This window comes from Verrucomicrobiales bacterium (assembly GCA_016793885.1).
In the GTDB taxonomy this organism is placed as follows: Bacteria; Verrucomicrobiota; Verrucomicrobiia; order Limisphaerales; family UBA11320; genus UBA11320.
This window is the reverse complement of record JAEUHE010000037.1, coordinates 18,198-42,761: the sequence shown is the minus strand read 5'-3', so window position 1 is coordinate 42,761 and position 24,564 is coordinate 18,198. Positions and strand designations below refer to the sequence as shown.

The 24,564-nt window shown below is 59.8% G+C and carries 11 protein-coding genes; 4 read left to right on the top strand and 7 right to left on the bottom strand.

Features of this window, described 5'->3' with window-relative positions:
• Positions 1 to 343: 343 nt before the first annotated feature.
• From JNN07_04930 to JNN07_04920, 3 genes are read left to right on the top strand one after another with little or no spacing between them, the layout of a single operon-like run.
• Positions 344 to 3,235, top strand: a complete 2,892-nt coding sequence (locus tag JNN07_04930) for a DUF1549 domain-containing protein (GenBank protein MBL9167063.1) — start codon at positions 344 to 346, stop codon at positions 3,233 to 3,235.
• Between the two features lie 4 nt (positions 3,236 to 3,239).
• Complete coding sequence (locus tag JNN07_04925; GenBank protein MBL9167062.1) at positions 3,240 to 4,673, top strand: DUF1501 domain-containing protein; 1,434 nt, start codon at positions 3,240 to 3,242, stop codon at positions 4,671 to 4,673.
• On the top strand, positions 4,670 to 5,926 hold the full coding sequence (locus tag JNN07_04920) for a PQQ-binding-like beta-propeller repeat protein (protein MBL9167061.1): 1,257 nt from the start codon (positions 4,670 to 4,672) through the stop codon (positions 5,924 to 5,926). The genes JNN07_04925 and JNN07_04920 overlap by 4 nt, the downstream gene beginning before the upstream one ends.
• A gap of 447 nt (positions 5,927 to 6,373) precedes the next feature.
• Here JNN07_04920 and JNN07_04915 read toward each other — a convergent pair whose 3' ends face one another.
• From JNN07_04915 to recG, 5 genes are all read right to left on the bottom strand, one after another.
• Positions 6,374 to 9,985, bottom strand: coding sequence for a HEAT repeat domain-containing protein (locus JNN07_04915; protein MBL9167060.1), 3,612 nt, complete (start codon positions 9,983 to 9,985; stop codon positions 6,374 to 6,376).
• 12 nt (positions 9,986 to 9,997) lie between these two features.
• Complete coding sequence (locus JNN07_04910) at positions 9,998 to 10,234, bottom strand: hypothetical protein (GenBank protein ID MBL9167059.1); 237 nt, start codon at positions 10,232 to 10,234, stop codon at positions 9,998 to 10,000.
• Between the two features lie 324 nt (positions 10,235 to 10,558).
• Positions 10,559 to 12,010 carry a DUF1501 domain-containing protein gene (locus tag JNN07_04905; protein ID MBL9167058.1) on the bottom strand — a complete coding sequence of 484 codons (1,452 nt, stop codon included), beginning with the start codon at positions 12,008 to 12,010 and terminating at the stop codon, positions 10,559 to 10,561.
• A gap of 18 nt (positions 12,011 to 12,028) precedes the next feature.
• Positions 12,029 to 14,674, bottom strand: a complete 2,646-nt coding sequence (locus JNN07_04900; protein ID MBL9167057.1) for a PSD1 domain-containing protein — start codon at positions 14,672 to 14,674, stop codon at positions 12,029 to 12,031.
• Positions 14,675 to 15,346: 672 nt separating this feature from the next.
• Positions 15,347 to 17,353 carry an ATP-dependent DNA helicase RecG gene (gene recG / locus JNN07_04895; GenBank protein ID MBL9167056.1) on the bottom strand — a complete coding sequence of 669 codons (2,007 nt, stop codon included), beginning with the start codon at positions 17,351 to 17,353 and terminating at the stop codon, positions 15,347 to 15,349.
• A 391-nt stretch (positions 17,354 to 17,744) separates the two neighbouring features.
• Between recG and ffh the strand changes: the two genes are divergently transcribed.
• A complete protein-coding gene (gene ffh / locus JNN07_04890) occupies positions 17,745 to 19,103 on the top strand; it encodes a signal recognition particle protein (GenBank protein MBL9167055.1) in 1,359 nt (452 codons plus the stop codon).
• Between the two features lie 121 nt (positions 19,104 to 19,224).
• Here ffh and JNN07_04885 read toward each other — a convergent pair whose 3' ends face one another.
• Together JNN07_04885 and JNN07_04880 are read right to left on the bottom strand one after the other, a co-directional pair.
• Positions 19,225 to 19,773 carry a gamma carbonic anhydrase family protein gene (locus JNN07_04885; GenBank protein ID MBL9167054.1) on the bottom strand — a complete coding sequence of 183 codons (549 nt, stop codon included), beginning with the start codon at positions 19,771 to 19,773 and terminating at the stop codon, positions 19,225 to 19,227.
• Positions 19,774 to 19,868: 95 nt separating this feature from the next.
• Positions 19,869 to 24,404, bottom strand: a complete 4,536-nt coding sequence (locus tag JNN07_04880; GenBank protein ID MBL9167053.1) for a hypothetical protein — start codon at positions 24,402 to 24,404, stop codon at positions 19,869 to 19,871.
• Positions 24,405 to 24,564 lie beyond the last annotated feature (160 nt).

The window sequence follows — 24,564 nt, the reverse complement described above, 5'->3', positions numbered from 1 at the left end:
CCCGCGATGGGGTTGTGAGAAAACAACGACTAACCCAGGGTAGGCGCTCCTGCGTCGCGCCAACCCTGGGCTTTGAGGCGGAATCCCTTTGGGATTCTAACATTTGGTCGAAGAACTTGTGGGTAATGCTTAGAGCCCTCTACCGCTTTTCGGCCCTCCCGGAGGGGGATCCCGGCTACGCCGGGGGGAGAAAGCGGTAGAGGGCTACCGCACTCCACGACGCTTCGCGAGATCGGCCCCCCCAAGACTCGTGGCCTCGTCTCCTGCACGTTCAGAGTTTGGAAACGGCCTGGGAGGGCATCTCCCAGCCGCACGGCATATTTCAAACTTCATTGAATCCACAATGCCCCTGTGCTGTCATTCCTCTAAGACCATGAAGCGCTTGTTGACTAGCATTCCTCGGTTATGCCGGGGGCTCCTGCCTCTCTGTTGGATCTGGGTGTCGTCGGGTCCGGCCCAGGCTGCCGCCAGCCCGGCTCCTCGTGACCCTCGCACTCACTGGGCTTTCCGGGCTCCGGTGCGGCCCGCCACCCCGGAGGTCGCTGACCCCAAATGGGCTCGGAACGCGCTGGATCCCTTCATTCTAGCGCGTTTGGAGAAGGAGGGGCTCAAGCCCTCCCCGGAGGCGGATCGGACGACCCTGCTTCGCCGCCTTTCCTTGGATCTCATCGGACTCCCCCCTACGCCGGAGGAAGTGGACGCTTTCGTGGCTGATTCCTCGGACAATGCTTACGAGAAACAGGTCGAACGTCTGTTAATCTCCCCTCATTTTGGAGAGCGTTGGGGGCGCCTTTGGCTCGACGCCGCCCGGTATGCCGACTCGGACGGATTCGAAAAGGATAAGCCACGCTTTGTTTGGCACTATCGGGACTGGGTGGTGAATGCGCTGAACCAGAACCTTCCCTACGACCGTTTCATCATCGAGCAGATCGCGGGTGACCTGCTTCCGAACCCCACTCAGGCTCAGCTGGTGGCTACCGGGTTTCTCCGGAACTCCATGCTCAACGAGGAGGGGGGTGTCGACCCCGAGCAGTTTCGGATGGATGCGATGTTCGATCGCATGGACTGCGTTGGTAAAAGCGTTCTAGGGCTGACCATTCAGTGTGCGCAGTGTCACTCCCACAAATACGACCCCATTTCGATGGAGGAGTACTACCGGATGTTCGCCTTCCTTAACAACAGTCACGAGGCCTCCATGGTGGCCTATACCCCCGCGGAAGAGCAGACCCGGGCCGAGTTGCTCCGTCGCATGCGCGATGTGGAGGAAGGTCTGCGGCATCGAACCGCGGGCTGGGAGGAGCGGATGGCGCGCTGGGAGGATAGCGTCAAGAAAGATCAGCCGGAATGGACGCCGGTAGTGGTTCACCATGCGGGAGACAACGGAGAGCGCTACTATCACTATTCGGATGGATCGATTCGGGCGTCCAGCTACGCCCCCACCATGTGGACTGCACATTTTCAAGGGACCAACACGCTGGCATCCATCGGGGCGTTTCGCTTCGAGCATCTCAACGACCCGAACTTGCCCTGCAACGGCCCTGGACGATCGATCAAAGGCATGGCGGCGCTGACGGATTTCAAGGTGGAAGCGGTTGACCTGGCCAACCCGACGAACAAGGTGAAGGTGAAGTTTGTTCGAGCGACCGCCGACTATTCCAATCCGGAGAAGGACTTGGAGAAGGAATTCGATGATGGGTCGGGAAAGCGACGTCCTTATGGCCCCGTGGCGTTCGCGATCGATGGCAAGGACGACACCGCTTGGGGAATCGATGCTGGCCCGGGACGGCGAAACGTCCCGCGCAAGGCGGTGGTCGTGCCGGAGAAGCCTGTCGCCTTCGCGGGCGGCACGGTATTGCATTTCTATCTTCAGCAGAATCACGGCGGCTCCAACTCGGATGACAATCAGAATCACAACCTCGGCCGCTTCCGTATTTCGGTCACATCCGCGACCAACGCCGTGGCAGATCCCCTTCCGGCTGCGGTGCGAGAGATCTTCGCGGTGCCTCGTGAACAAAGGTCGCCTGCGCAGGTCGCAACGGTCTTTAGCTACTGGCGCACCACCGTCCCGGAGTTCAAGGCGGTGAACGACGAGCTCGAGTCTTTGTGGCAGCAGTGGCCCGAGGGCAGTCCCACCTTGAGCATGGCGGAGCGCTCGGGGCGGGCTCCCGGCGACGAGCCACGTTCGACTCGCATGCTGAAACGGGGAGACTGGCTGAAGCCCGAAGCTGAGGTGTCCGTTGGCGTTCCCTCCTTCTTTCATCCCTTGCCCGCGGGCTCCGATCGGTCACGTTTGACCTTCGCTCGCTGGCTGGTGGATCGCAAATCTCCCACCACCGCACGCGTGCTGGTGAATCGGTTTTGGCAGGCCTACTTCGGCACCGGCATTGTTGAGACGAGCGAGGACCTGGGATTTCAGAGCCCGGCGCCGTCGCATCCGGAGGCCCTGGATTGGCTGTCGTGTGAGCTGATGGATCGCGGATGGGATATGAAGGCCATTCACCGGCTGATCGTGACTTCCGCGACCTATCGCCAGTCGAGCCGGGTGTCTCCTGAGCTCTATGCCAAGGATCCGTACAACCGGTTGCTGGCCCGTGGCGCCCGGCTCAGAGTGGATGCGGAGCTGGTTCGCGATATTTCTCTCGCGTCGAGTGGCTTGCTGAATCCGGCGTTGGGAGGCCGGAGCGTGTATGCGCCTGCTCCGGATTTCCTGTTCAAGCCACCGACCAGCTACGGTCCCAAGACGTGGAATGAGGAGACCGGGCCGGAGCGTTATCGTCGGGCGCTCTACACCTTCCGGTTTCGCTCCATCCCGTATCCGGTGCTGCAGAATTTCGATGCTCCGAACGGAGACTTCTCCTGCGTTCGTCGTGCCCGATCCAATACCCCGCTGCAGGCGCTGACCACCTTGAACGAGACGCTGTTCATGGAATCGGCTCGAGCGCTCGCGATGCGTACGTTGGAGAAGGGCGGGAATAACGACTCGAGCCGTTTGATCTACGCGTTTCGTCGGGTGCTGAGTCGCGTTCCTACGGACGACGAACGATCGGATCTTCTGGAGTTGTTGGGACGCCAGCAGCAGCGCATCGCGGAAGGCTGGGTCAACGCTCAGGAGTTGGGCACGGGCAAGCATGAGCTCCCCTCCTTGCCTCCGGGCACCACTCCGACGCAGCTGGCGGCCTATACGGTCGTCTCGCGTGTGCTGCTCAACCTGGATGAAGCGATCAGCAAAGAATGAACTTATGAACGGCATAACCTCACATTTCCCGGAATTGGATCCTCATCGCGTGGCTCGGCGTTGGTTCTTTAAACAATGCGGGGTGGGTTTGGGTGCGGTGGCCTTGGGGCAACTGCTCCGGGAGCAGGGTTATGCCGCCTCCGGCTCCGTGAACCCTATGGCCCCCAAGCAGCCGCACTTCGCGCCCAAGGCCAAGCGGGTGATCTTCCTGTTCATGGCGGGGGCGCCGAGCCATCTGGAGCTGTTCGACAACAAGCCGGAACTCACCAAATGGGACGGGAAACTGCCGCCGGCCGAATTGCTGAAGGGCTACCGTGCGGCGTTCATCAACCCCAATGCCACGTTGCTCGGGCCGAAGTTCAAATTCTCCCGATACGGCCAATCCGGGACTGAGCTGTCCGAGCTGCTCCCGCATCTGGCGAAAGTCGCCGATGACATCGCGGTGGTGAAGTCGATGCACACCGACGCCTTCAATCACGCTCCGGCCCAGATCTTCATGAACACCGGGTCGCAACAGTTCGGGCGTCCCAGCCTGGGGGCTTGGACGACCTATGGCCTGGGTTGCGAGTCGACCGATCTGCCGTCCTATGTGGTGTTCAATACCGGAAGCAAGGGCTCCAGCGGTGGGGCTTCCAACTGGGGCAATGGGTTTCTACCCTCGCTGCATCAGGGCGTGATGTTCCGTAGCGGAGGTGATCCAGTGCTGTATCTGTCCAATCCCCGGGGAGTGGACGATCGAGTTCAGCGCGATTCGTTGGATACCTTGCAGAAGATGAATCGGCGGCGGCTGGATTGGGTGGGTGACCCTGAGATTAACACCCGCATCAGCGCCTTCGAAATGGCGTATCGCATGCAGTCCAGCGCCCCTGAGTTGATGGATATTTCCAAGGAATCCAAAGCCACGCTGGACCTCTATGGTGCGGAGCCCGGGAAGACAACCTTCGCGAGTTCGTGCCTGCTGGCCCGCCGGCTGGTGGAACGCGGGGTGCGCTTTGTGCAGATCTTCCATGAGGCATGGGATCAACACGGCGATCTGGTGAATGGGTTGAAGACCAACTGTCGGAACACCGACCAGGCCTGCGCTGCGCTGATCCAGGACTTGAAGCAGCGGGGGATGCTGGACGACACCCTGGTTATCTGGGGCGGCGAGTTCGGCCGAACCCCGATGGTTCAAGGAGGGAACGATGGGCGCGATCATCATCCGAACTGCTTCTCCATGTGGTTTGCCGGCGGTGGGATCAAGCCGGGGTTAACCCTCGGCGAGTCGGATGATTTCGGATTCAACGCCACCCGCGACAAGGTACATGTCCATGACCTGAATGCGACCCTTCTTCATCTGCTCGGTTTTGATCATACCAAGCTCAGCTATCGCTTCCAGGGGCGGGATTTCCGTTTGACGGATGTACACGGTGAGGTGGTGGATAAACTTATCGTATGAATAGGTCTGTGTTTTGGGTTTCGCTGTGGATGGGTGCTGTGGTTTCTGGGTTCGCTGAAAACTGGCCTCAGTTCCGGGGTCCGGATGCTCAGGGTCACTCGGGCGAGACTGGCATTCCCCTCAAATGGAGCAACACTGAGAACGTGGCGTGGAAGGCTAGCATTCCAGGCGAGTCCTGGTCTTCCCCTATCGTTTGGGGAGATTATGTGTTTTTGACCACAGCGACCGGTGACGGCACCAGTTGCCGGCTGCTGGCGCTCGATCGATCCAGCGGACGTTTGCTCTGGGATAAGGAAGTCGTGCAGCAGGTGCCGCGACGGAAGGAGGGTAGGAATTCCTACGCGACGCCGACTCCAGCGACGGACGGCGAGCGGGTGTATGTCTGCTATGGGGATGGCACGTTCGCCGCCCTTACCTTTACCGGCGACATCGTTTGGGTGAACCGAGGCTATCCATTTTATGGACAGCATGGGCTGGGTTCCTCGCCGATCCTGCATCAAGGCTTGCTCATCATGGCGCGAGATGGAAGCAGCGATGGGGAGGACAAAAAGCTCGGCTGGCAAACTCCTTGGGATCGTTCGTTTCTCGTCGCGTTGGATACCAAGACTGGCAAGGAGCGATGGAAGGGACAACGAGGGTTATCACGCATCGCGCACGGCGCCCCGGTGATCTGGACTTCGCAGGGCAAGTCTCAGGTGATCAGTGAATCCGGCGATGTTGTTCAGGGGTTCGATGTCCTGACAGGACAACGACTATGGACTAGTCAGGTGCTGGGCGAGGGAAAGGTTCCTTCCACTCTGATTGGGGACGGGATGGTATTCACCTCGGGCGGATGGGGCGGGCGGGAATCCATTAAGGCTTTCAAGCTGGGAGGTGCCGGCGACTTGAAGGAGACCAATCTGTTATGGGAGCAGAAGAAGGGCATGCCCAAGGTGCCGTCCATGATTTACGCGAAACCGTTTCTTTTCACCATCACGGATGGGGGAATCGCGACGTGTCTCCAGGCCGGAACAGGTGAGTTGGTTTGGCAAGAACGAGTGGGTGGGAACTTTTCGGCGTCGCCCGTTGCTGCGGAGGGGCGTCTCTATTTTGTAGGAGACAGCGGAGAGACCACGGTGATTGCCGCGGCTGCCGAATTCCGAGTGTTGGCGAAGAATGCGCTCGGGGAGAAGGTGCAAGCTTCGCCAGCAGTCTCCCAAGGAGCGCTGTTCATTCGGACCGAGAAGAGCCTGTTCTCTATTCGGGAGCGTTGAGCGGGAGTGAGGCCAACTGTTGGTGATTTCGGGGCCCGACGTGCCTCCTCGCATGAAAATGAACGCGGTCCTGAATCCGCTCCCGAGAACCCGCAGGGTTCAAAGAGATTAGCCGGGGCGGACAGCGCAGCGCACCCCCGGTAGCTCGTCCCTCCATTTTACAGCACCCTGAAAGGCGTGCCACCGGCGCCTCTTGACTTGCCGATGGTTCAGGTTCCATTCCTGATCGCTAAGGGAGGTGCGAACAGGCCGTGGCATCGCTGCGCGATGCTCGTTACTTTTTACAGCTCCGGGGGTGTCGCTGCGCTCCACGCCCCGGCTAAAATCTGTGAACCCTACGGGTTCGGAATCTCGGACCGGACACCTGAGATGGCTGTTCCTTCCCGCCAGCCAGGCTTGATCATCCACCCGAGTGCAGTTGTCCCATGATGATGAACGCTGCACGGGTTACCTCAGGCTCAGTTCTTCGCCTTCGGTTAAGATCAGCCCAGACCAGTAGGCGAATTCCCATTGCCAGTTGTTTGCCATGTTCTCGAGGCGCAACACCACTCGACGTCCAGCGAACCGGCTCAGATCGAGCTTCACATTCTGCCAGCGAGAACCGTCATGCGTGACGGTCTGTCGATGCAGTAATTCCCCATCGGCTTTCACACGAAGTTCCCAATCTCCCTTCTCATGGGCGGCAACCGAGAAGCGCAGGCTCGCTTTCGTAGCGGGCGGGATGGTCAGTACGCGAACGATGGCTGCGGGTTTGTTCTCATCGAATGGATGGGTCATGAGAACGTTTCGCTGACCTGCGAACTCCGGCAGTTTCACGGGTGAACCCTCGAAATCCGGGGCGTCGATCTGCCAGCCGGGTGCCCACAGCGCGATGCTCTCTCCATCCCGAGCGGGCAAGGGGGTTGCAGCCTGATCGGGGTTGGATCCAGTCAGCTCTTTGCGGCGTTCCTCGGTGAGGGGACGATTGTCTCCCGGAGGCGCGAGAAGGTACCAGATCAGGTTACGGAAATCGGCGTCAGGCAATCCTTCCAGTCCTTCAGGCATCGCGGAGTTCTCGGTGATGCGGAGCGATTTAATGTCAGATTTGGCGACCACGATCTCCGACGGCCCGGGCAGGAGCAGTTTGACGACGCTGTCGGTGTTCTCGACCATGCGGCCGCTGAGCTGGCGATCGTCCTTGGTTTCGATCTCCACGTTCTCGTACCCCTGCCCGATGATTTCGTTGGGGTTGATGACATTATGCAGCAGGGCATCCAACGAACTTCGTCCCACCCCGGTCAGATCCGGTCCCACCTCGGCACCTTCGCCATAGAGCTTGTGGCAGATGAAACACGTCTTCTTCGCGACTTCGTGTCCGGCGGCAAGGTCGACCGGCCCACTCGTGACGATCTTCCGCTTCTCGGCGATGAGCTTGAGTTTCTCCGCGCTCGACGCTTGGACCTTTCCGAAGATGGACTGGGCCACGGTTCGCTCGCCATCGTCCTTGGCGGTCGCCAGGGTCCGGACCACGGTGGGGGGAATGTCCCCTCGCTTGAGTTTCCCATCCTGCAGGGCACGGAGCAGGGCGTGACGCCATTGCCATCGGGTGGTGGAAAGCTCGGCCACAGCGGCCCTGACCGCCGGCGTGTGGTTGTTCCACTGTTCCAGGAGAGAGGGGCCGGTGTCGTCCTTGCCGACCTGTTGCAGCGCACGCACCGCCTCGACTCGTACGGGATCGGGGTGGGGGCTGTTCACCGCCTTGAGTAGAGCGAATCGTGAATCATCGCTCTTCTGCTGCACCGATGACTTGATGGCGGCGATGCGATCGGCGGCGCTGACCGAGCTGTCGTTGATCCGAGCGAGAACCGCCTTCAGTGAGGAGGCATCTCCCCACAAGGTTCCCAGTTGCTGGGCAGCCTTGGCGACTTCGGGCGTGGCAGATTTCACGAGTCGGGAGATGACGGCGACAGCGTCGCTGCTCGGTAATAGGGCTTTGCCGCGCTGGCCTTCGATCAGACCTTGCAATCCCGCGGTTAAGGCGGAGGTGGCGGACTCGGGAATCTTGCCGAACTCAAGTACGGCGCGGGTAAGCATGGTTTCGTCGCGAAGGTCGCAGGCGCGCCGCATGATCTTCCGGAGGAGTCGTCCAGAGAATGGCATTTCCCTCTGAGCACCGTCCTCCTTGTAGAAGCCAATGGCGTGTACGGGATCGAAGGCGACGATGGGCTCCGCTGCCATCCAATAGAGGAACTCCAGAGTTGGATCGTTTTCGTTCTTGGTCCGTTCGCGATAGCCCACAAACAAGGTGCTCAAGATCGGGCCGGTGATGACTTCCTGGATGGGAACCTTCGGTGGCGTGTCAATGGTGAGGGAGCCGGATACGAATTGCCTGGCCGCGACCGCCACAGCCAATCGAACGGTGGGATCCGGGTCTTCCGCGAGCTGAGCGAGTCGCTTCATCGAATCTCCGAGTGGAAATCCGCGCTCTCCCGTCAGGCGCGCTGCCCAGGCGCGGATGGCCGGCTCGTCGTCCTTGACGATTTCATCGAGCCAGCCGTCATCGAGCAACCCGGTGCCGTGGAGCGTCCAGAGCGCGGCCAGACGCGCGTCGAGGGTTTCTCCTTTTTGGAGGAGCGTGTGAATCGGGGTGGTAACGTGCAATTCACGCGGGCCGAAGGCGGTGATCCCACGTTCGTTGAGAATCCGCTGGGCCGTACGGCGTTGCCAAACGTTGGGATGTGCGAGCAAGTTCGCAAGCTCCGGAGAGGATAGCTTGGCGAGGTCCATGGTCGCCTCGGGCCGCGAGGGAACCGCCTTGCCGGGCTGATCTCCGGTCCAGACCACCCGCCAAATGCGACCTCGTTCGCGATCGACTCCTGCTGGATCGGCGTTGGCGTTCTGGTAACACGGATACTTGTCATACCAGTCCATGACCCAAACCGCTCCGTCGGGACCCGTTTGCATGCTCACGGGCATGAACCAACCGTCCTTGGTGGTGAGGAAATCACCCGAGTCGGTCCATTTGGTGGCGGTGAAGGTGGAGCCCTTGGGGGTCAGTCGATCTATATTGAGCGCATTTTGATGGATATTGCCATGAAGTGCGGCCCCTTTCCATTCCGCTGGCCATTGGTTGCCCTGGTAGATGTTGATTCCGGCGTAGGCTGCCATGTGATGTTTGTGATCCACGATGCTGGGCAGATCCCCATAGGCGTAGGGAAAGGGAGCCTGGCCGGCTTGGCGTTGGTAGAGTCCGCCGGGAGTCAGATGAAAGAGATGGTCAATAACGCACGCGCTCACGAAGGCGTTGCCTTTGGCGTCGAAGTCGACACCCCACGGGTTGCTGGTGCCTTCGGCATACACCTCGAAGCGCTTGGTTTTGGGATCGAGTCGGGCAACCCCGGCGGTGAGGAGCACCGGCTCGGCTGAGGGATTGCTCGGATCCTTGGCGCGGCTGATGGTGAAGACCCCGTGGGTCATGTACATCTGACCGTCGGGGCCCCAGGTGAAGCCGTTCAACAGTTCGTGGCGGTCTTCTAACCCGAAGCCGGTGAGTAGTTCGGTTTTTCGATCTGCGCGTCCGTCGCCATCCGTGTCCTGGAGGAACCAGAGATGCGGCGCTTCTCCGACGTAGACTCCTCCATTCCCGAGCAGAAGGCCGGTGGCGAGCGTCATGCCGTCGGCGAATACAGTGACCTTGTCGGCGACGCCATCGGCATCGGTGTCCTCGAGCACCTTGATGCGGTCGCGTCCCTTTTCACCTGGCTTGGTGCCCAGTGGATACTCATACAGCTCAAGAACCCAGAGGCGACCGCGATCGTCCCAAGTCATGGCCACGGGGTTGACCACCTCAGGTTCGCTGGCGAACAACCGCACCTCAAATCCGGGTGGGACCTTGAAGGCTTTTTGAGCGTCGGATGGGGACATCGCCGGGTTGTCGGCGGGCTTGTGCTGGCCTGACAGCTGGCGTCCCGACGCGGCATTGGTGTAGACAGGGAACCCGAATTTGGGATGCCGCGGCACTTCGGCCCAGGTGGGAACGGTGAGCGAGACGATGGCGGCAAGGGATAGGACGCGTTTCATGAGATCTTGGGGCTAGAGGTGGAATTCGACCGTTGTCTTGGCCTGCCACCGCTCCTCGGGGCGACGCAGCCCAGCGGGAAACCACTGGCGAAGCTGGCGGCTGCGGTGGATCAATTCAGCGATTGAAACCAAAGGCGAGAGGGAGGAGAACTCCTCGCCTTCTGGTAACTCGAGCCTTAGATCCAGTGAAGGCGCGTCATGGATTTCGCAGGAGTCGGAGGAAGGTTTCGTATATTTCTCGGCTGCCATATTTAAGGAACAACTGCGCGCGTGTGTCCATGTGCGGCCACCGCGTAACCGCCAATGATCAGAAATCGCAAACGCGGTTGCTGGTGCGCGAGTTCGACGAAGTCGGCCAATTCCATGTGTCTTGAGCCTACCCAGGTTTTTTCGATCAATCAAGAGGTGGCTGTTGAACGGCGTCTCGGGGGAGAATGGGGTGCCGCATCCGTTGGAGTGCCGGGGAGACTCCTGAAATTCTCAGTGGCTGCTCCATTCTGCTTTCGAGCTTCAGGAGTCCTGCCCGCCAAAGAAACAGGACTCACCCACCTCCAATCACACCCATGATCCCGACTACCTCAAGATTTCTCGGACGACTCGCGCGGCCTTTCCATCGGTGAGGCGCTGTTCGGTGCCGTTGTGATGGTAAATCAGTTTCTGATGATCGATGCCGAAAAGGTGGGTGAGGGTGGCATGATAATCGACGGGGCTCACGGGATTGACCACGGCCTTGTGGCCAAACTCATCGGTCTCACCGTAGGTCATCCCGCCCTTGATTCCTCCCCCGGCCAGCCAGGAGCTGAACCCCTGGCCATTGTGATCGCGTCCCGCTTTCTCGGCCGCCCCATGGTTCTCGGTGACGGGCAGGCGTCCGATCTCGCCGCCCCAGTGAACCAGGGTGGTATCCAAAAGACCGCGGGCTTTCAGATCCTTGACCAGGGCGGCAGAGGGTTGGTCGGTTTTGCGGCAGCAATCGGGCAGGGACTTGCCTATGTTTTCGTGGTTGTCCCAGATCTGTCCGTTGATGAAGAGCTGCACGAAGCGCACGCCGCGCTCCACGAGTCGGCGGGCGATCAGGCAGCGGGTGCCGTATTCGCGACAGGCGGGATTGTCGAGTCCGTAGAGTTTCTTGGTAGCTTCGCTCTCGCCGCTTAGGTCGAGGGCTTCCTTGGCGGTCGTTTGCATGGCCGCAGCCAGTTCATAGCTGGCGATGCGTGCTTCCAGGTCAGCCTCGCCGGGATGCCGTGCCAGGTGATCGCGATTGAGGCTGCGCAAGAAGTCCAGGTTCTGCCGTTGGAGCTCACCCTTTAGATGCGAGGGAGGTTCCAGGTTGAGAATGCGTGGTTCGGTGGGGCGAACGACCGTTCCTTGGAAGAGTGGAGGCATCCAACCGTTCGACCAGTTGCGCACGCCGTCGACCGGATGTCCACCGGGGTCGGTCATGACCACGTAGGCGGGCAAGTTGCGGTTCTCGGAGCCCAGACCGTAGGTCAGCCAGGAGCCGAGGTGGGGGCGTCCGGGCTGCGACTTGCCCGTATGCATGTACCAGATTGACGGCTCATGACCGTTGATGTCCGTATGCATGGACCGAATCACGCAGACATCGTCGACGATCTCGGAGAAGTGAGGCAGAAGCTCGCTGACCTCGATGCCGCTTTGGCCGTATCGCTTGAACTTCCAAGGACTGCCCATGAGCTTCTTGCTGGCCCGATTGACGAAGCTGAAAGTGACTTCGCCGTTATAATCCTGGCCGCTCATTCGAGTCAGCTCCGGCTTGGGATCGAGCAAGTCGACATGACTCGGTCCGCCGTGCATGAAGAGCGAGATCATCGCTCGGGCGGTGGGCTGGAAGGACGGTGGTTTTGGAGTCAGGTCAAAGCTTTGCGGCCGGCGAGGCACGGACGCGGGGGTCGCCAGCAAATTGTTGTCGCCCAGCAGCCAGGCCAAGGCCACCCCGCCAACGCCCATGGCATTCCGGGAGAGAAACTCTCGTCGGTTTAGAGATGCAGAGTGGTTGAAATTCATGACAGGACAGTTGGACGCTCAGTCCACATACAAAAATTCGTTCGCACTGAGCAATGATTGACAGAGGCTGCGCAGTGCCTGGGTTTCTGGCTTGATCTTGGGGAGCTCCTTAGCTTGGGTGGCCAGCGCGGTCAGGGTGTCCGTTTGGTGCTTCAAGAAGCCGAGCGCATCGTTTCGCTCCTGGGGGCTGGGCTGACGCGAGAAGGTCAGCTGCCAGGCTCGCTCGATCTGGCGGTCGGCACTGGCTCCCGCCTCACGTCGGAGCCGTGTTGCCAGCTGTTCAGCTTGGTCCAGGATGAACTGGCTGTTCATCAGCATGAGGGCTTGGGGGGCAACGGTGGAATATTGTCGTTTTTCGCAGTTCAGCTCCATCACCGGGGCATCGAAGGTGTTCAGCAGAGCCAGGGGCTTGCTCCGGCGGACCTGGATGTAAATGCTGCGGCGGAACTCTTCCCCGTTCAGGGGGACATCGACCGGCATCTTGTTGTCGCCGCTGGTTTTGTCGACTCCCACCACGATTTGTCCTGCGACATCCGCTCGAACGGGGACGGGCGGCCCGAATTTCTTCAGGTTTAGGTTGCCGCTCACGGCGAGAATTGAGTCACGAATGGCCTCGGCATCGAGACGTTGCAGGGGTTTCCGCGAGTAGAGAGCTGCATCAGGGTCGAGGGTGGTCCGATCTTCCGCAGATGGGGTTCGCCGACGGTCACCACGCGGGGAGGACCCTGTTTCCACGGAGGCTTGGCGGAAGGCGGTGGACGTGAGGATGAGTCGATGCAGGGCCTTGAGGCTATAATTCTGGGAGGCGAATTCCAGCGCCAGCCAATCGAGTAGTTCGGGATGCGTGGGCTTTTCGCCCATGGCGCCAAAGTCGGCCGGGGTGCGGACCAGGCCTCGGCCGAAATGATGCATCCAAACTCGATTCACAATCACGCGCGTGAACAGCGGATTGTTGGTGCTCGCCAGCCAACGCGCGAAGGCGAGCCGACGTCCGCTGCTCGGAAGCCCGGTGGTCTTTTCGGGGAAATCGATGCGCTGAGCCGCCGTTTCGAGAATCGCGAGGCCGCCGGGTTTGATCGCTTCTTGAGGTTGTCGCGGATCGCCCCGGTGGAAGCGGTAGGTGACCGGTAAGGTGGTGCCTGAAGGTTCGGTCAGGGGACTGACGAAATCCTCCGGCGGCTTGCGCCCGCGGATTTCCGTGACCTTGGCATCGAGCGCTTTGAGTTCCTCCGCTGCCTTGGCGTCGTACTGATACAAGGTACCCGGGCTGATGTTGACGCTGGGATTCTCGGCTAGGAGCTTTTGCTGCTCAGGAGAGCGCTTGTCGCCTGGAGTCTGATAAGCCTCACGCAGCTTGGGTCGGAGGGCTTCATCGAACTTGCTGAGTTCCTTGTCGAACGCCGCTTCGAGGAATGCCTTTTGTTTGGTTGCATGCTCGGCGGCGGCCTTCTGAGCCTCCGCTTCGACCTCGGCCGCCCGTTGTCGATCGGCGTCGGTGTAGAGGGAGAGCAGGCGCTGCTGAGGCGTCAGCCACTTTTTTGCGTCGTAGGCGGGCTCGAACACCGCCCGCAGACGATAGTAGTCGGTGTGGGGAATGGGATCGTAGCGGTGATCGTGACATTGGGCGCAGCCGACGGTGAGTCCCATTAGCGAGCTGGTGACGATTTTGAGGGTATCGGCCATGACCTGATTCTTGGCCGACTCGGGGTCGGCGGCCGATGCTGTCCCGTCGGGGCCCATGCGTAGAAAGCCGGTTGCCACGAGCTTCTCAAGGTCTTCGGGTTTGAGGTTCTTGAACGGAGGCGTGATCAACTCGTCTCCGGCGATCTGTTCGACGACGAATTCGTGGAACGGCTTATCCTGGTTGAGCGAGCGAATGACGTAGTCGCGGAACTTATAAGCGAACTCGCGAGGGGTGTCGTCGGTTGATGCCCCGTCGCTGTCAGCATACCCGGCGGCATCGAGCCAGTGCCGGGCCCAGCGTTCTCCGTATTCGGGACGCTCGAGCAGCCGGTTGACCTCATGCTCGTAGGCTTGGGGATTGCGCTCACGATCGGCCAGGAAGCGGGCTGTCTCGTCGGGGGTGGGCGGGAGTCCGATGAGGTCGAGGTAAATGCGACGGAGCAGGGTGATTGGCTCCGCGTCCGGGGAGAAGCTCAGGCTCTTGCTCTTGGCCTTCATGGCGGCCAGAAGGAAGGCGTCGACCGGGTTCCGCACTCGATCTTTGGATCGGGAGGCGGGTATCGCGCTTTGCCGAATTGGCTGATAGGCCCAGTGGGCACGTTCCTCCTCGGTGATGACCATTCCCTTCGGCAGTTCAGTGGGTTCGTCCCGCAGGGTGGGCGCGCCCTGGGCGATCCACTGTTCGAGGGTGGTAATCTCGGCGGGCGTGAGTTTTTTCTCCCGCTTGGGCATCTCGCCTTCGCGCACGAGTTTGAGCAGCAGGCTATGGTCGGGTTGGCCGGGCGTGATGGCTGCACCCGACTTGCCGCCGCGAATCATCCAGCGTCGGAGGCGAAGATCCAGGTCGGCTTTAGGGGCTTCGCTCTCGCCATGGCAATCAAAGCAGTTGGCTTTGAGAATGGGTCGGACGTCTTTTTCGAAGCTCAGGATGGCTTGGCGGGGAGCGGCGAGGGACTGCATTCCGCCTAGGCAAATCAGCATCCAGAGAAGCCGATGGACCGAGGATCGGCTGCGCTTTCCCACGAGGCTGGATTTTCTGGATCGCACTGTCCCTAGTTAACTCCATCCGGCGGTCCGGGTGCAAGCTTGGGGAAGGGGGGCGGGGTAGGTGGTAGGTGGTAGTGTCCGTTGACCGTTGGCAGTGGTCAGTTGTCCGTTGGCAGGGTCTCCTCACTCTTCACTCGCCACTCGTCACTCGTCACTCGTCACTCGTCACTCGTCACTCGGCTGTCGTAATCGTAATCGATTCCTCGCCATCCGCTCCGATTCCCGGGTTTTTCACACAGAGTCCGCCGAGGTCACAGAGAAGGCTTGAGCGGAGAAGCGCCTGAATGTTTCTCACTAAGGCACGAAGCTCAGGAAGGTGGAGGGGGGCGCTTATGGACTGCGGAGACACGTCTCCGCTTTTCCTGCACGCGACGGGGTGGCTGAGGGGCGTTCTCTGTGGTGGGGTGCGTCGCTGGGGTTGAGGTGGCGTGAAGGAACAGCGGTGTCGTGCCACCGCGGTCCATAGTGGGGCAAGCGTTGCGTGTGCGTGAACTTTCCTTGTCAGGGCCTGACACTTGGCAATCGAGTGACGAGTGACGAGTGACGAGTGACGAGTGACGAGTGACGAGTGACGAGTGACGAGTGACGAGACCCTACCACCTCCGCTCACCTGCCTTTTCCTTCGGCCGTCCGATCCAGGATCAGGTCCGCCAGGGGACGAGCTTCTTCCACGAGGGCTAGATCGTATCGCAGATCGGCGAACTTGAAATCGGGGATGCCCGACTGTTCGCGTCCGACGAGTTCGCCCGGGCCGCGCAACAGGAGGTCAGCCTCGGCTACTCGAAAGCCATCATGGGTTTCCTCCATGATTTTAAGCCGCTCCTGGGCATCTTCCTTCTTCAGATCGGCTACCAGAATGCAGAAGGAAGCGTGCGGACCGCGGCCAATCCGACCGCGCAACTGATGGAGCTGCGCGAGTCCGAACTGTTCGGCATTCTCGATCACCATCACGCTGGCGTTGGGAACATCGATTCCCACCTCGATCACACTAGTGGCTACCAGTACATGGGTCTTCTGGGTCCGGAACGACTCGACGATCCATTGCTTTTCCTCGGCCGGAAGTTTTCCGTGCAGTAGTTCTACCTGAAACGGGGCGAGGAGAGCTTGCAGTTGGGTGTGTTGCTCCTTGACGGCTTTCATGCCGGGCTTGCCGGCTTCTTCAACTCGGGGATACACGACGTAAGCCTGTCGGCCTTCCTCCAGCTTGCTGCGCACAAACTCCCAGACTTTGGGTAGACGGTCGATCGAGCGCACATAGGTGCGAACCTCTCCTCGTCCCCCGGGCGATTGTCGGATCACGGAGAGGTCTAAATCCCCATAGAGGGTGAGTCCCAGGGTGCGAGGAATTGGAGTCGCCGTCATGACCAATAGATGCGGGTAACGGCCTTTGCGCAGTAAGGCTTCGCGCTGAACAACGCCAAATTTGTGCTGCTCGTCGATGATGACGAGTCCCAGCTTGTCCATCTGGAAGGTGTCCTCAATGAGCGCATGAGTGCCAATGAACAGGGTGGGCTTTGAATGGGGCGACAGCAGGCTCTCTTTGCTGCGCCCGGACTTATGGCTTCCGGTCTGGAGCGCTAGATCCACTTCAGCTCCGGCGAGCCACTTGGAAAAATTGCGATGGTGCTGCTCGGCTAAAATCTCGGTCGGCGCCATGAGTGCCACGCTGTGACCGCTTTCCAGCGTCATCAGCGCGGAGCAGGCGGCCACAACGGTTTTGCCGCATCCGACATCCCCCTGCAGAAGTCGCCGCATGGGGTGAGCGCCACCAAGGTCGCGTCGAATCTCCTTGAGCACTTCGGTCTGACCGGAAGTGAGGGTAAAGCCCAACCGATGCAGGAAGGGCTTGATCAGGTGGTTGTCGCCGGAACAGGGGATTCCTTTCGAATGCGACTCCAGATTGCGTCGACGCGTCTTCAGCAGGATCTGAAGGCCGATGAACTCGTCGACGGCGAGCCGCTCGCGTCCTCGCTTGAGCAGGTCCATTTCCTCGGGGAAATGAATCCACCGGATCGCCTGAGCGCGCGACGGTCGATTCGGCATGGGAAGATCGGGCCATAACTCCGGGATCTGGTCGGCGAACTCCGCCAGCTTTTGCCAGATGAAATGACGCAGCCAGCGTTGTGGCAATCCTTCGGTGAGGGGGTAGATGGGCACGATCCTATTGACGTGCACATAGCTATCGACCCCTTGGTCGATCACCTCGGTTTCAGGGTGGTCGATCGTCCGCGGTTTCATTGACACCGGTTTGCCGTAGACGAACACCTCGTCCCCCACCCGGAAGTAGTTCTGCATGTAGGGGAGGTTCCACCAGCGACAGTGGAGTCGAGCGGTCCCATCCTCGACGATGAGCTCAAAGACGGTTTTGGAGCTCCGTTTGAAGCGGTGGAGTCCGGCGGCGACCACTTTGCCGCGCACCGTGCCGGCGGTGTCGAGCTTGAGCTGCTTGATATCCAGGAAGTGACGTCGGTCTTCGTGGCGGCGAGGGCGATGCAGGAAGAGGTCCTGGAGCGTGACCAAGCCGAGTCGGGCGAGCTGGGCTGAACGGTCGGGGCCGACGCCGCGGAAAGCGTCGAGTCGAGTCGTCAAAAGTGGTTCGGGTGCAGCCGGCACGTCGGGGTTATAGCGGGTGAGGGAGGGGTTGTCAGGTGGACAAGCTGAATTTTTGTGCTGGCGGATAGACGGACTTAAGCAGCGCCAAGGAAAAGAGGTAGAGGGCTACCGGACTACAGAACTATAAACCTCATCGGACCGCTTCGCGGTGCGCTGGACGCTATGGAGTGCGGCACCCCTGTGCCGCTTTGGCCCCCGCGGCGGAGCCGGGATCCCCCTCCGGGGGTGCCGAAAAGCGGTAGAGGGCTACCGCACTCCAAGACGCTTCGCGACGAGCTTGAAGCATGTGGAGTGCGTGCACCCCTGTGCCGCTTTTGGCCCCACGGCGGAGCGGGGATCCCTTCCTCCTTCGCACTCGACTGGCTGGATTGGGTTGTTCTAACCTTTCCGAATGTTCGAATCCTTATCTGGTAAGCTGCAGAACGTGTTCCGGAATTTGCGTGGGTTAGGCAAGATTTCCGAAGACAACGTGGCGGACTCGTTGCGCGAGGTCCGGATGGCGCTGCTGGATGCCGACGTCAATTTCAAGGTGGTCAAGGAGTTCCTCGATAAGATCAAGGAGAAGTCCCTGGGCCAGGAGGTCATTCAGAGCGTTCATCCCGGCCAGCAGATCATTAAGATCATTCACGATGAGCTGGTCAGTCTGCTGGGAGCGACCAATTCGGGACTCGAATTCAAGAAGACCCCGGGCGTGTTGATGATGGTGGGCTTGCATGGATCGGGCAAGACCACGTCGTCCGGCAAGCTCGCCCGCTGGCTGGTGAAGCAGGATCGCAAGCCGTTGCTCGTCGGCGCGGACGTCTATCGTCCGGCCGCGATGGACCAGCTGGAAAAGCTGGGGCAGCAGCTCAACGTTCCGGTCTTCATCAAGAAGGGGGAGACCGATGTGCTGGTCATCGCCCGACTCGCGATGGAGCAGGCCCAGGCGCTCGGCTGCAACCTGGTCATCTTCGACACCGCCGGTCGGCTGCAGATCGATGAGCCTTTGATTCAAGAGCTGGTTCGCTTGAAGAACCTGATTCAGCCCGACGAAATTCTGCTCGTGCTCGATGCCGCCACCGGCCAGGAGGCTGTCAATGTGGCCACCCATTTCGATCAGGCCCTCAGCATTACCGGGTCGATTCTCACCAAGTTGGATGGCGATACGCGCGGCGGTGCGGCCCTGAGCATGAAGTCGGTCACCCAGAAGCCCATTAAGTTCATGGGTGTGGGTGAAAAGCTCGAGGATTTTGAACCGTTCCATCCGGAGCGGATGGCGTCCCGTATTCTGGGGATGGGCGACGTGGTGAGCTTGGTGGAGCGCGCGGCCGAGGCGGTGGACGAAGAGGATGCGCGTCGGCTGGAAGAGAAGATGAAGAAGGGGCATTTCAGCCTCGAAGATTTTCTTGATCAGCTCCGCCAGATGAAGAAGCTCGGGCCTCTAGATAAGATCGTCGGCATGCTGCCCGGGGGAAGTGAGATGCTCAAGGGGGCCGACCTTTCCAAACAGGAGAAGGAATTCTCGCACATGGAGGCGATGATCTGCGGGATGACTTTGGAGGAACGGAAGAACCCCAACATTCTTAACGCCAGTCGCCGGAAACGGATCGCGAAGGGCAGCGGCGTGACGGTGGCGGAGCTGAACAACCTGCTGAATCGATTCAATCAGATGCAGCAGATGATGAAGAAGTTCAGCAAGTTCCAGAAAATGTTCGGCAAGATGGGTGCTGGGGCTATGCCGAAAGGCCTGCCTCCGGGCATGTTCCGTTGAGCTGGGCTCTGGGCCAAACCTATAACGGGGAATGGCTTTACCACGGATTGCACGGAATGCACGGATGGGAAGAGGAATTGGGCGGTTCTGATCCGATCCGTGGAATCGGCGAAATCCGTGGTTAAAGGGGCTTGCCTAGGTTGATGCCGTGCTGGAGGCAATAGGCGGCGTTGTCGACATACTTGTCGGCCCAATAACGAAGTCCTGCCCGCTCTTCGGGGCTGAGCGCCCGCGAGATTTTGCCGGGGATGCCCACCACCATGGAACCCGCCGGAATTCGTTTTCCAGGAGGCACCAAGGCATGAGCGCCGATGATGCATTCCTCCTCCACCACCGCGCCATCGAGCACGATGGCTCCCATTCCGACCAGGGTGCGAGACCCGATCGTGCAGGCGTGCACGTTGGCCGAGTGGCCCACCGTCACATAGTCCGCAATCAGGCAGGGCAGGTCATCGGCTACATGGAGGACTGCATTATCTTGGATATTGGTGTGATGTCCGACTTCGATGCGGTCGATATCTCCGCGCAGCACCGCGTTGTACCAAATGCTGGAGTGGTCTCCGAGCTTGACGGCTCCGGTGACCACCGCACCTTTGGCGATGTAGACCCCCTGACCCAGCTGGGGTATTTGACGAAGGAAGCGATCCAATCGAGAGGTGACGTCGGTCATGGGAGAAATCTTCCCGAGTTTTGGGGTTCGATACAAGACGAGAAGTACGGACCGACGGAGCTACGAACTGCACTCAATCTATCTGCCGACAGAACCTACGGCACCTGAACCCGGAAGGCACGCAGGGAGTCCTGAGATTGCACGGGCACATCGGTTTGAAACCAGCCCTGATCCCCTAATGAGAAGTCCGGACCCCATGGGGTCCAGAGATCGAGATCAGGCGACGATTCGAGCCTTCGAGTCGATCCGGTGGCTCCGACGTAGATGAGGCGCAGGTGGGATTCATCTGCCCATTCCTGAAAGAGTGACTCAGCGGCAAGTTCGCCATGAGCCTCGAAAGCGCCGATATCACACTGCGCTCCTGAAGGACGAGGAAAACCGCGTTGGTCAGCCGGGGCGCAAAGGTGACCATCCCCTGCATCGATTGCTGGGCTTCCGGGGAGGAGAGCTAGGAGTGGAACTGTTCCGCCATAGCGGGCCAGTGGAGCTAAGCGTGGATTGAGTCCGTTGAAGCCACTGGTAAATTGGCAGCTGAGATCGGAACTTAAGTTGCCTCCGGCGTCCAAAATCGTTCCCACGCAGTTGGTGCTGGGTTTGGTATCGGCCAGGATCGAATTGGCAAGAGTGACTCTCCCGGCACCGTTGAACAGCTGTGAGCCGAACCCGTTCCCCGGCAAGGCACCCGTGAGTTCGCTCGCTTCCGCCCCGCTGACCTGGTTTTGGAAAAAGGTTGCGTGATTGAGAAAGAGTTCGCCGGAGAGGTTGCAGATCCCGCCTCCGAACCCATCGCCCCCATTCATCGGTCCTCCCCTGGCCGCGTTTAGCACGAAAGTGTTGTTCGTCGTGTAACACACGCCATAATTGGCAAGCCCGCCTCCAAAGGCATTCGTTCCAAAGGCGCGCAGATCCCACGCTTGCTCGAATACCCCTCCTTCGGCGATATTACCGACGAACGAAGAATTGATGAGGACAAGAGTGTTCGTATTGAAGAGTGCCCCTCCGTAAGTCAGTCCATAGCGAGCTCCACGGCAGTCAGTCCCGCAAATACGTCCCATCGACATGGTGAACGACCGATTCGACTCGAAGTAACACCCATCGATTGAAGCTCCAGCGCTGCTGTAGACGCCGCCTGCTGCGCTGTCAACACCGCGGGAGAATGACGTGTTACCGAGGAACTGACATTCGGAGAGCAGCAACTGGCCATGACTAAAAATGCCTCCTCCAATGCTGCTTGAACCCAATCCATAGCGTGAAATCGTGTCAGCACCTTCGGCGGAATTTTTCTCTATCGAAGCCCTGCGGAGCATCAGGGTGCCACCCTCCTGATGGATGGCTCCGCCAGTGGCCGGTGCACCGGATAGACTTCGGTTTTGCACGAGCGTCGCTTCGGTGATGACCGCGTTCCCGTCAATCGTATAGACAGCGCCTCCGCGAGAGGATCCGAAGTTGGAGAGAAGGAACGTCCCGCTTCGTTCCCCCCCTCTCCCACCGAGACAGGTGTTACCCTCAAAACGGCAGCCCTGCAGCTGCAGCGTGGTGTTGGTGCCATAAAGCCCTCCGCCCTGAGCCGAACCGCCCGGGGCAGGTTCGGGCATCAGCGGGCCATAACCTCCTACTCCGCCCGCCGCACGATTGGTGGAGAATTCGCATTGGACGAGGCTCAAGGTTCCCGACTGGCTGAAGAGGGCGGCTCCGAAGGCAGCGCCTCCTGGAATGGGCTGATCGTCGCGCGTGGAGACGCCTCCATCGCCGCCTTGAACACTGTTCATGGCAAAGCGGCATTGAAACGCATGAACGGTACCCTGGTCGTTGAATATGGCTGCTCCATAGGCGTCTCCCCCTTGTCCTCCCTGAACACCCAGCCGACCGAGTTGTCGTCCTCGCATCAGGGTCAGGTTCGTCAGGCTTAAGGTCACTCCCGGCCTGACTTCAATGAGTCGGACCGCCCGATTGCCGTCGAGAATGACGTCATGTCCGGTCGCATCAAAGATAGTGTCCCGGGTGATCACGAGGGTCTTAGGAAGGACATACGTGTGGTCGCACTCGAAACGAATGAGTCCTCCTCGCTCCACCGCGGCTTGAAGCCATTTCAAGTCACAATCGGTTACGTCCCGCACGGCCGCGACCGTTCTTCCGATTTCGAGGTCGCGTAGGGGAAGGGTCAATCCAATGCCTACCGTCTCGGTGCTTTCTCGCTCGTCATCTTCAAGCGTTTGGATGTTCAAGGTGCGTTGGGTCTCACCGGGAGCGAAAATGAGTGTCCCTTGAATCGGGAGATAGTCATGGCCGGCCTGGGCGGTGCCATCCACGGTGTGAAAGTTCACGGCAGCAGTCTCCCCTGTTGAGCCTTCACGAATCACTTCGATCGACAACGAATTGCCCTCGTAGCCCTCGAATTGAGTTCGCGCAAACCTGAATTTGGTTTCCTCCTCCACGATAGTTAGTTCTTCTTCCGCCAGAATTGCCCCCGTGGTTGGATCAGTAAGAATCAGCTGAATGGTCTCATTGGGCTCGGGGAGCGCATCTGGCCGGAACTTTACCGAAAAACTGGCGAGGGTAATTCCGGAGGAAAAAACGAGTTCTCCACGGGCGGCGGCATAGTCTGTTCCTGCAGTGGCCGTGCCATCTCGGGTTTCATAGTTGACTCGGAACGTGCCCGTCACGTTTCCGACGTGCTGGACCGTGATGACGATCTCCTCTGAGGATTCCAAGACTCTGGGCTTAGGCTTACGGAATCGTGTCCACTGGGTGTTTCCTGTGCTCAGCGACTCCACGGCTCCGATATCGCACGCGGACCCGATTGGACGTGCGCGCCCAAGCTGATCCTGCGGCGTGCAAGCGCTGCCGATGGCTCCGTCGATCAGCACGCTGCCGGGCATCGGAATTAGGGTTGAACTCGGACCGGGCGCCGCCTGAAACTCGATGGGTTGGTTTACGTAGCCGGTGACGAAAGGGCAGCTCTCATCAGAGCAGGCGTTGCCGCCGCCGTCGGCAAGCGTCCCGAAACAGTTGCCGCCCGGCGAATTGTTGGCGACCGCGCTGTTGATCAGAAGGGTGGTGCCGGAGGCATGGAAAATCCCCGCTCCTTGAATGGAAGTTCGCTCGTCAAAGTAATCTCTTTCACAACGGTTGGTCGCGATGGTCGCGTGGACCAATGTGAAAGTTCCGCGCGCGTTGAATACGGCACCGCCACGGGCCGAGGCTGGCACGAGCGACGAATCGGCTGTGGTGCGTGCATAGACACGGTTGTCCCTGAATGTTGAGTTGGTCGCGCTGCAAGTTCCCGAATTGTGGATGCCGCCACCGGAGGCAATGGCTCCTCCCAAGTCTGAGTTGAGGATGGGGCCCGAGGCCTCCACCGCCGGAAACAGGTGAGAAGCTTGGCTCACCACCGCTTCGTTGGAAATGAATGTTGCGGAGGAAAGGGTCAGAACTCCAGAATTGTGGATCGCACCCCCTTGGCTTTCCCGGCGAGCTTCTTTGCAGATATTGGATGCGAAGAGGTTGCCGTTTAAGGCGGCGTTTCCTTCGTTCGCCAATGCTCCACCTCGAGCGTTCGCGCCAGAACTCGTGTTGTACGCAAGTCTGGAGCTTAGGAGTTGCAAAGTGGCCGAGCAATAGATCGCGCCTCCGATGGCGCTGCCCGTCAGGTTCGCATCGATTCCCGCCCGACAGTAATTGTTCGTGAATGTGGAGCCGCTTACCACGAGGGTCCCGCTGCTATAGACGGCACCTCCCTTGACCTCCTCCGCTGACGGTTGCCTGAAGTCATTTGCTCCCTCGGCCCTGTTGAGCGCGAGTGTTGTGGTTGTGAGTGTAAGCTCTCCATGGAGCTGAGCGATGGATCCCCCGAAGGCCCGGAAGACATTGCTTACGGAACAGGCGACCGCATTGCCAGTCAACTCACATCCCGTCAGTGTCGAGAGGCTGCGATCGAGGCAGAGGGCGCCGCCTAATGCCAGACCCGAAGAATTCGGACTGCCCCCCGCGGAGTTGGTCCTTAACGCACACTGGGTCAGCGTAACGGTGGAATTCGTCGCATAGATGGAACCTCCGGCGGCGGCGGCGCTATTATATTCCAGAGCGCATTTTTGCAATCGGATCGAACCGTTGCGAGAGAAAATGGCTCCTCCCATTCCAGCATCTGGGCCGCCGGTGCCGAGGGCACCTCGGAACGAGCAAGACTCGGCCAGGAAGGTGCCGCCGTCATTGTAGATCGCCCTTCCGACATAGATTGGATTATAGGGCTCGTTTTGACTAAAGGGTTTGTAGCCACCGAGGTTGAGTCGCGTGATCGAAAGTGTCACGCCCGGCTTGATGATGAAGAGCGGAAAGAGCGTCGCTGCAGTTAACGTGAAGCTAGTGGTCGTCGTGAAGGTGGTGTCCTTTTCGACAATCAATGGTTGCGTCAGCTGAATGCTGCCACAACTTGCAGTGATGCTGAACGTGCCGCCCGTGGCGACCGCGTCTCGAAGAGCCACCTCATGGCATATCGCGAGATCTCCGGCGCTGGTGATCCCCGGGCAACCTAAGATGCACGACAGTGCCACGAGGCAGGCCAGATCAATCCCACCCCGGCACCATCTCAACAAGGAGGAAGGTGTGGAAAAGGTAAATACGAGGTTGAGCATCGCGAATAAGCGGGAGTGAACAGTTCCTTCTCATAATGTTCGTCCTACTATATGAGTGTGTAACAGAATGGTTCAGGGCTTTCTGGAAGTCAAGGGAAGGACAAATGAGAGGGAAGCGGAGGTGTTGGGTGGTAGGTAGGTGGATCCGTTGACCGTGGTA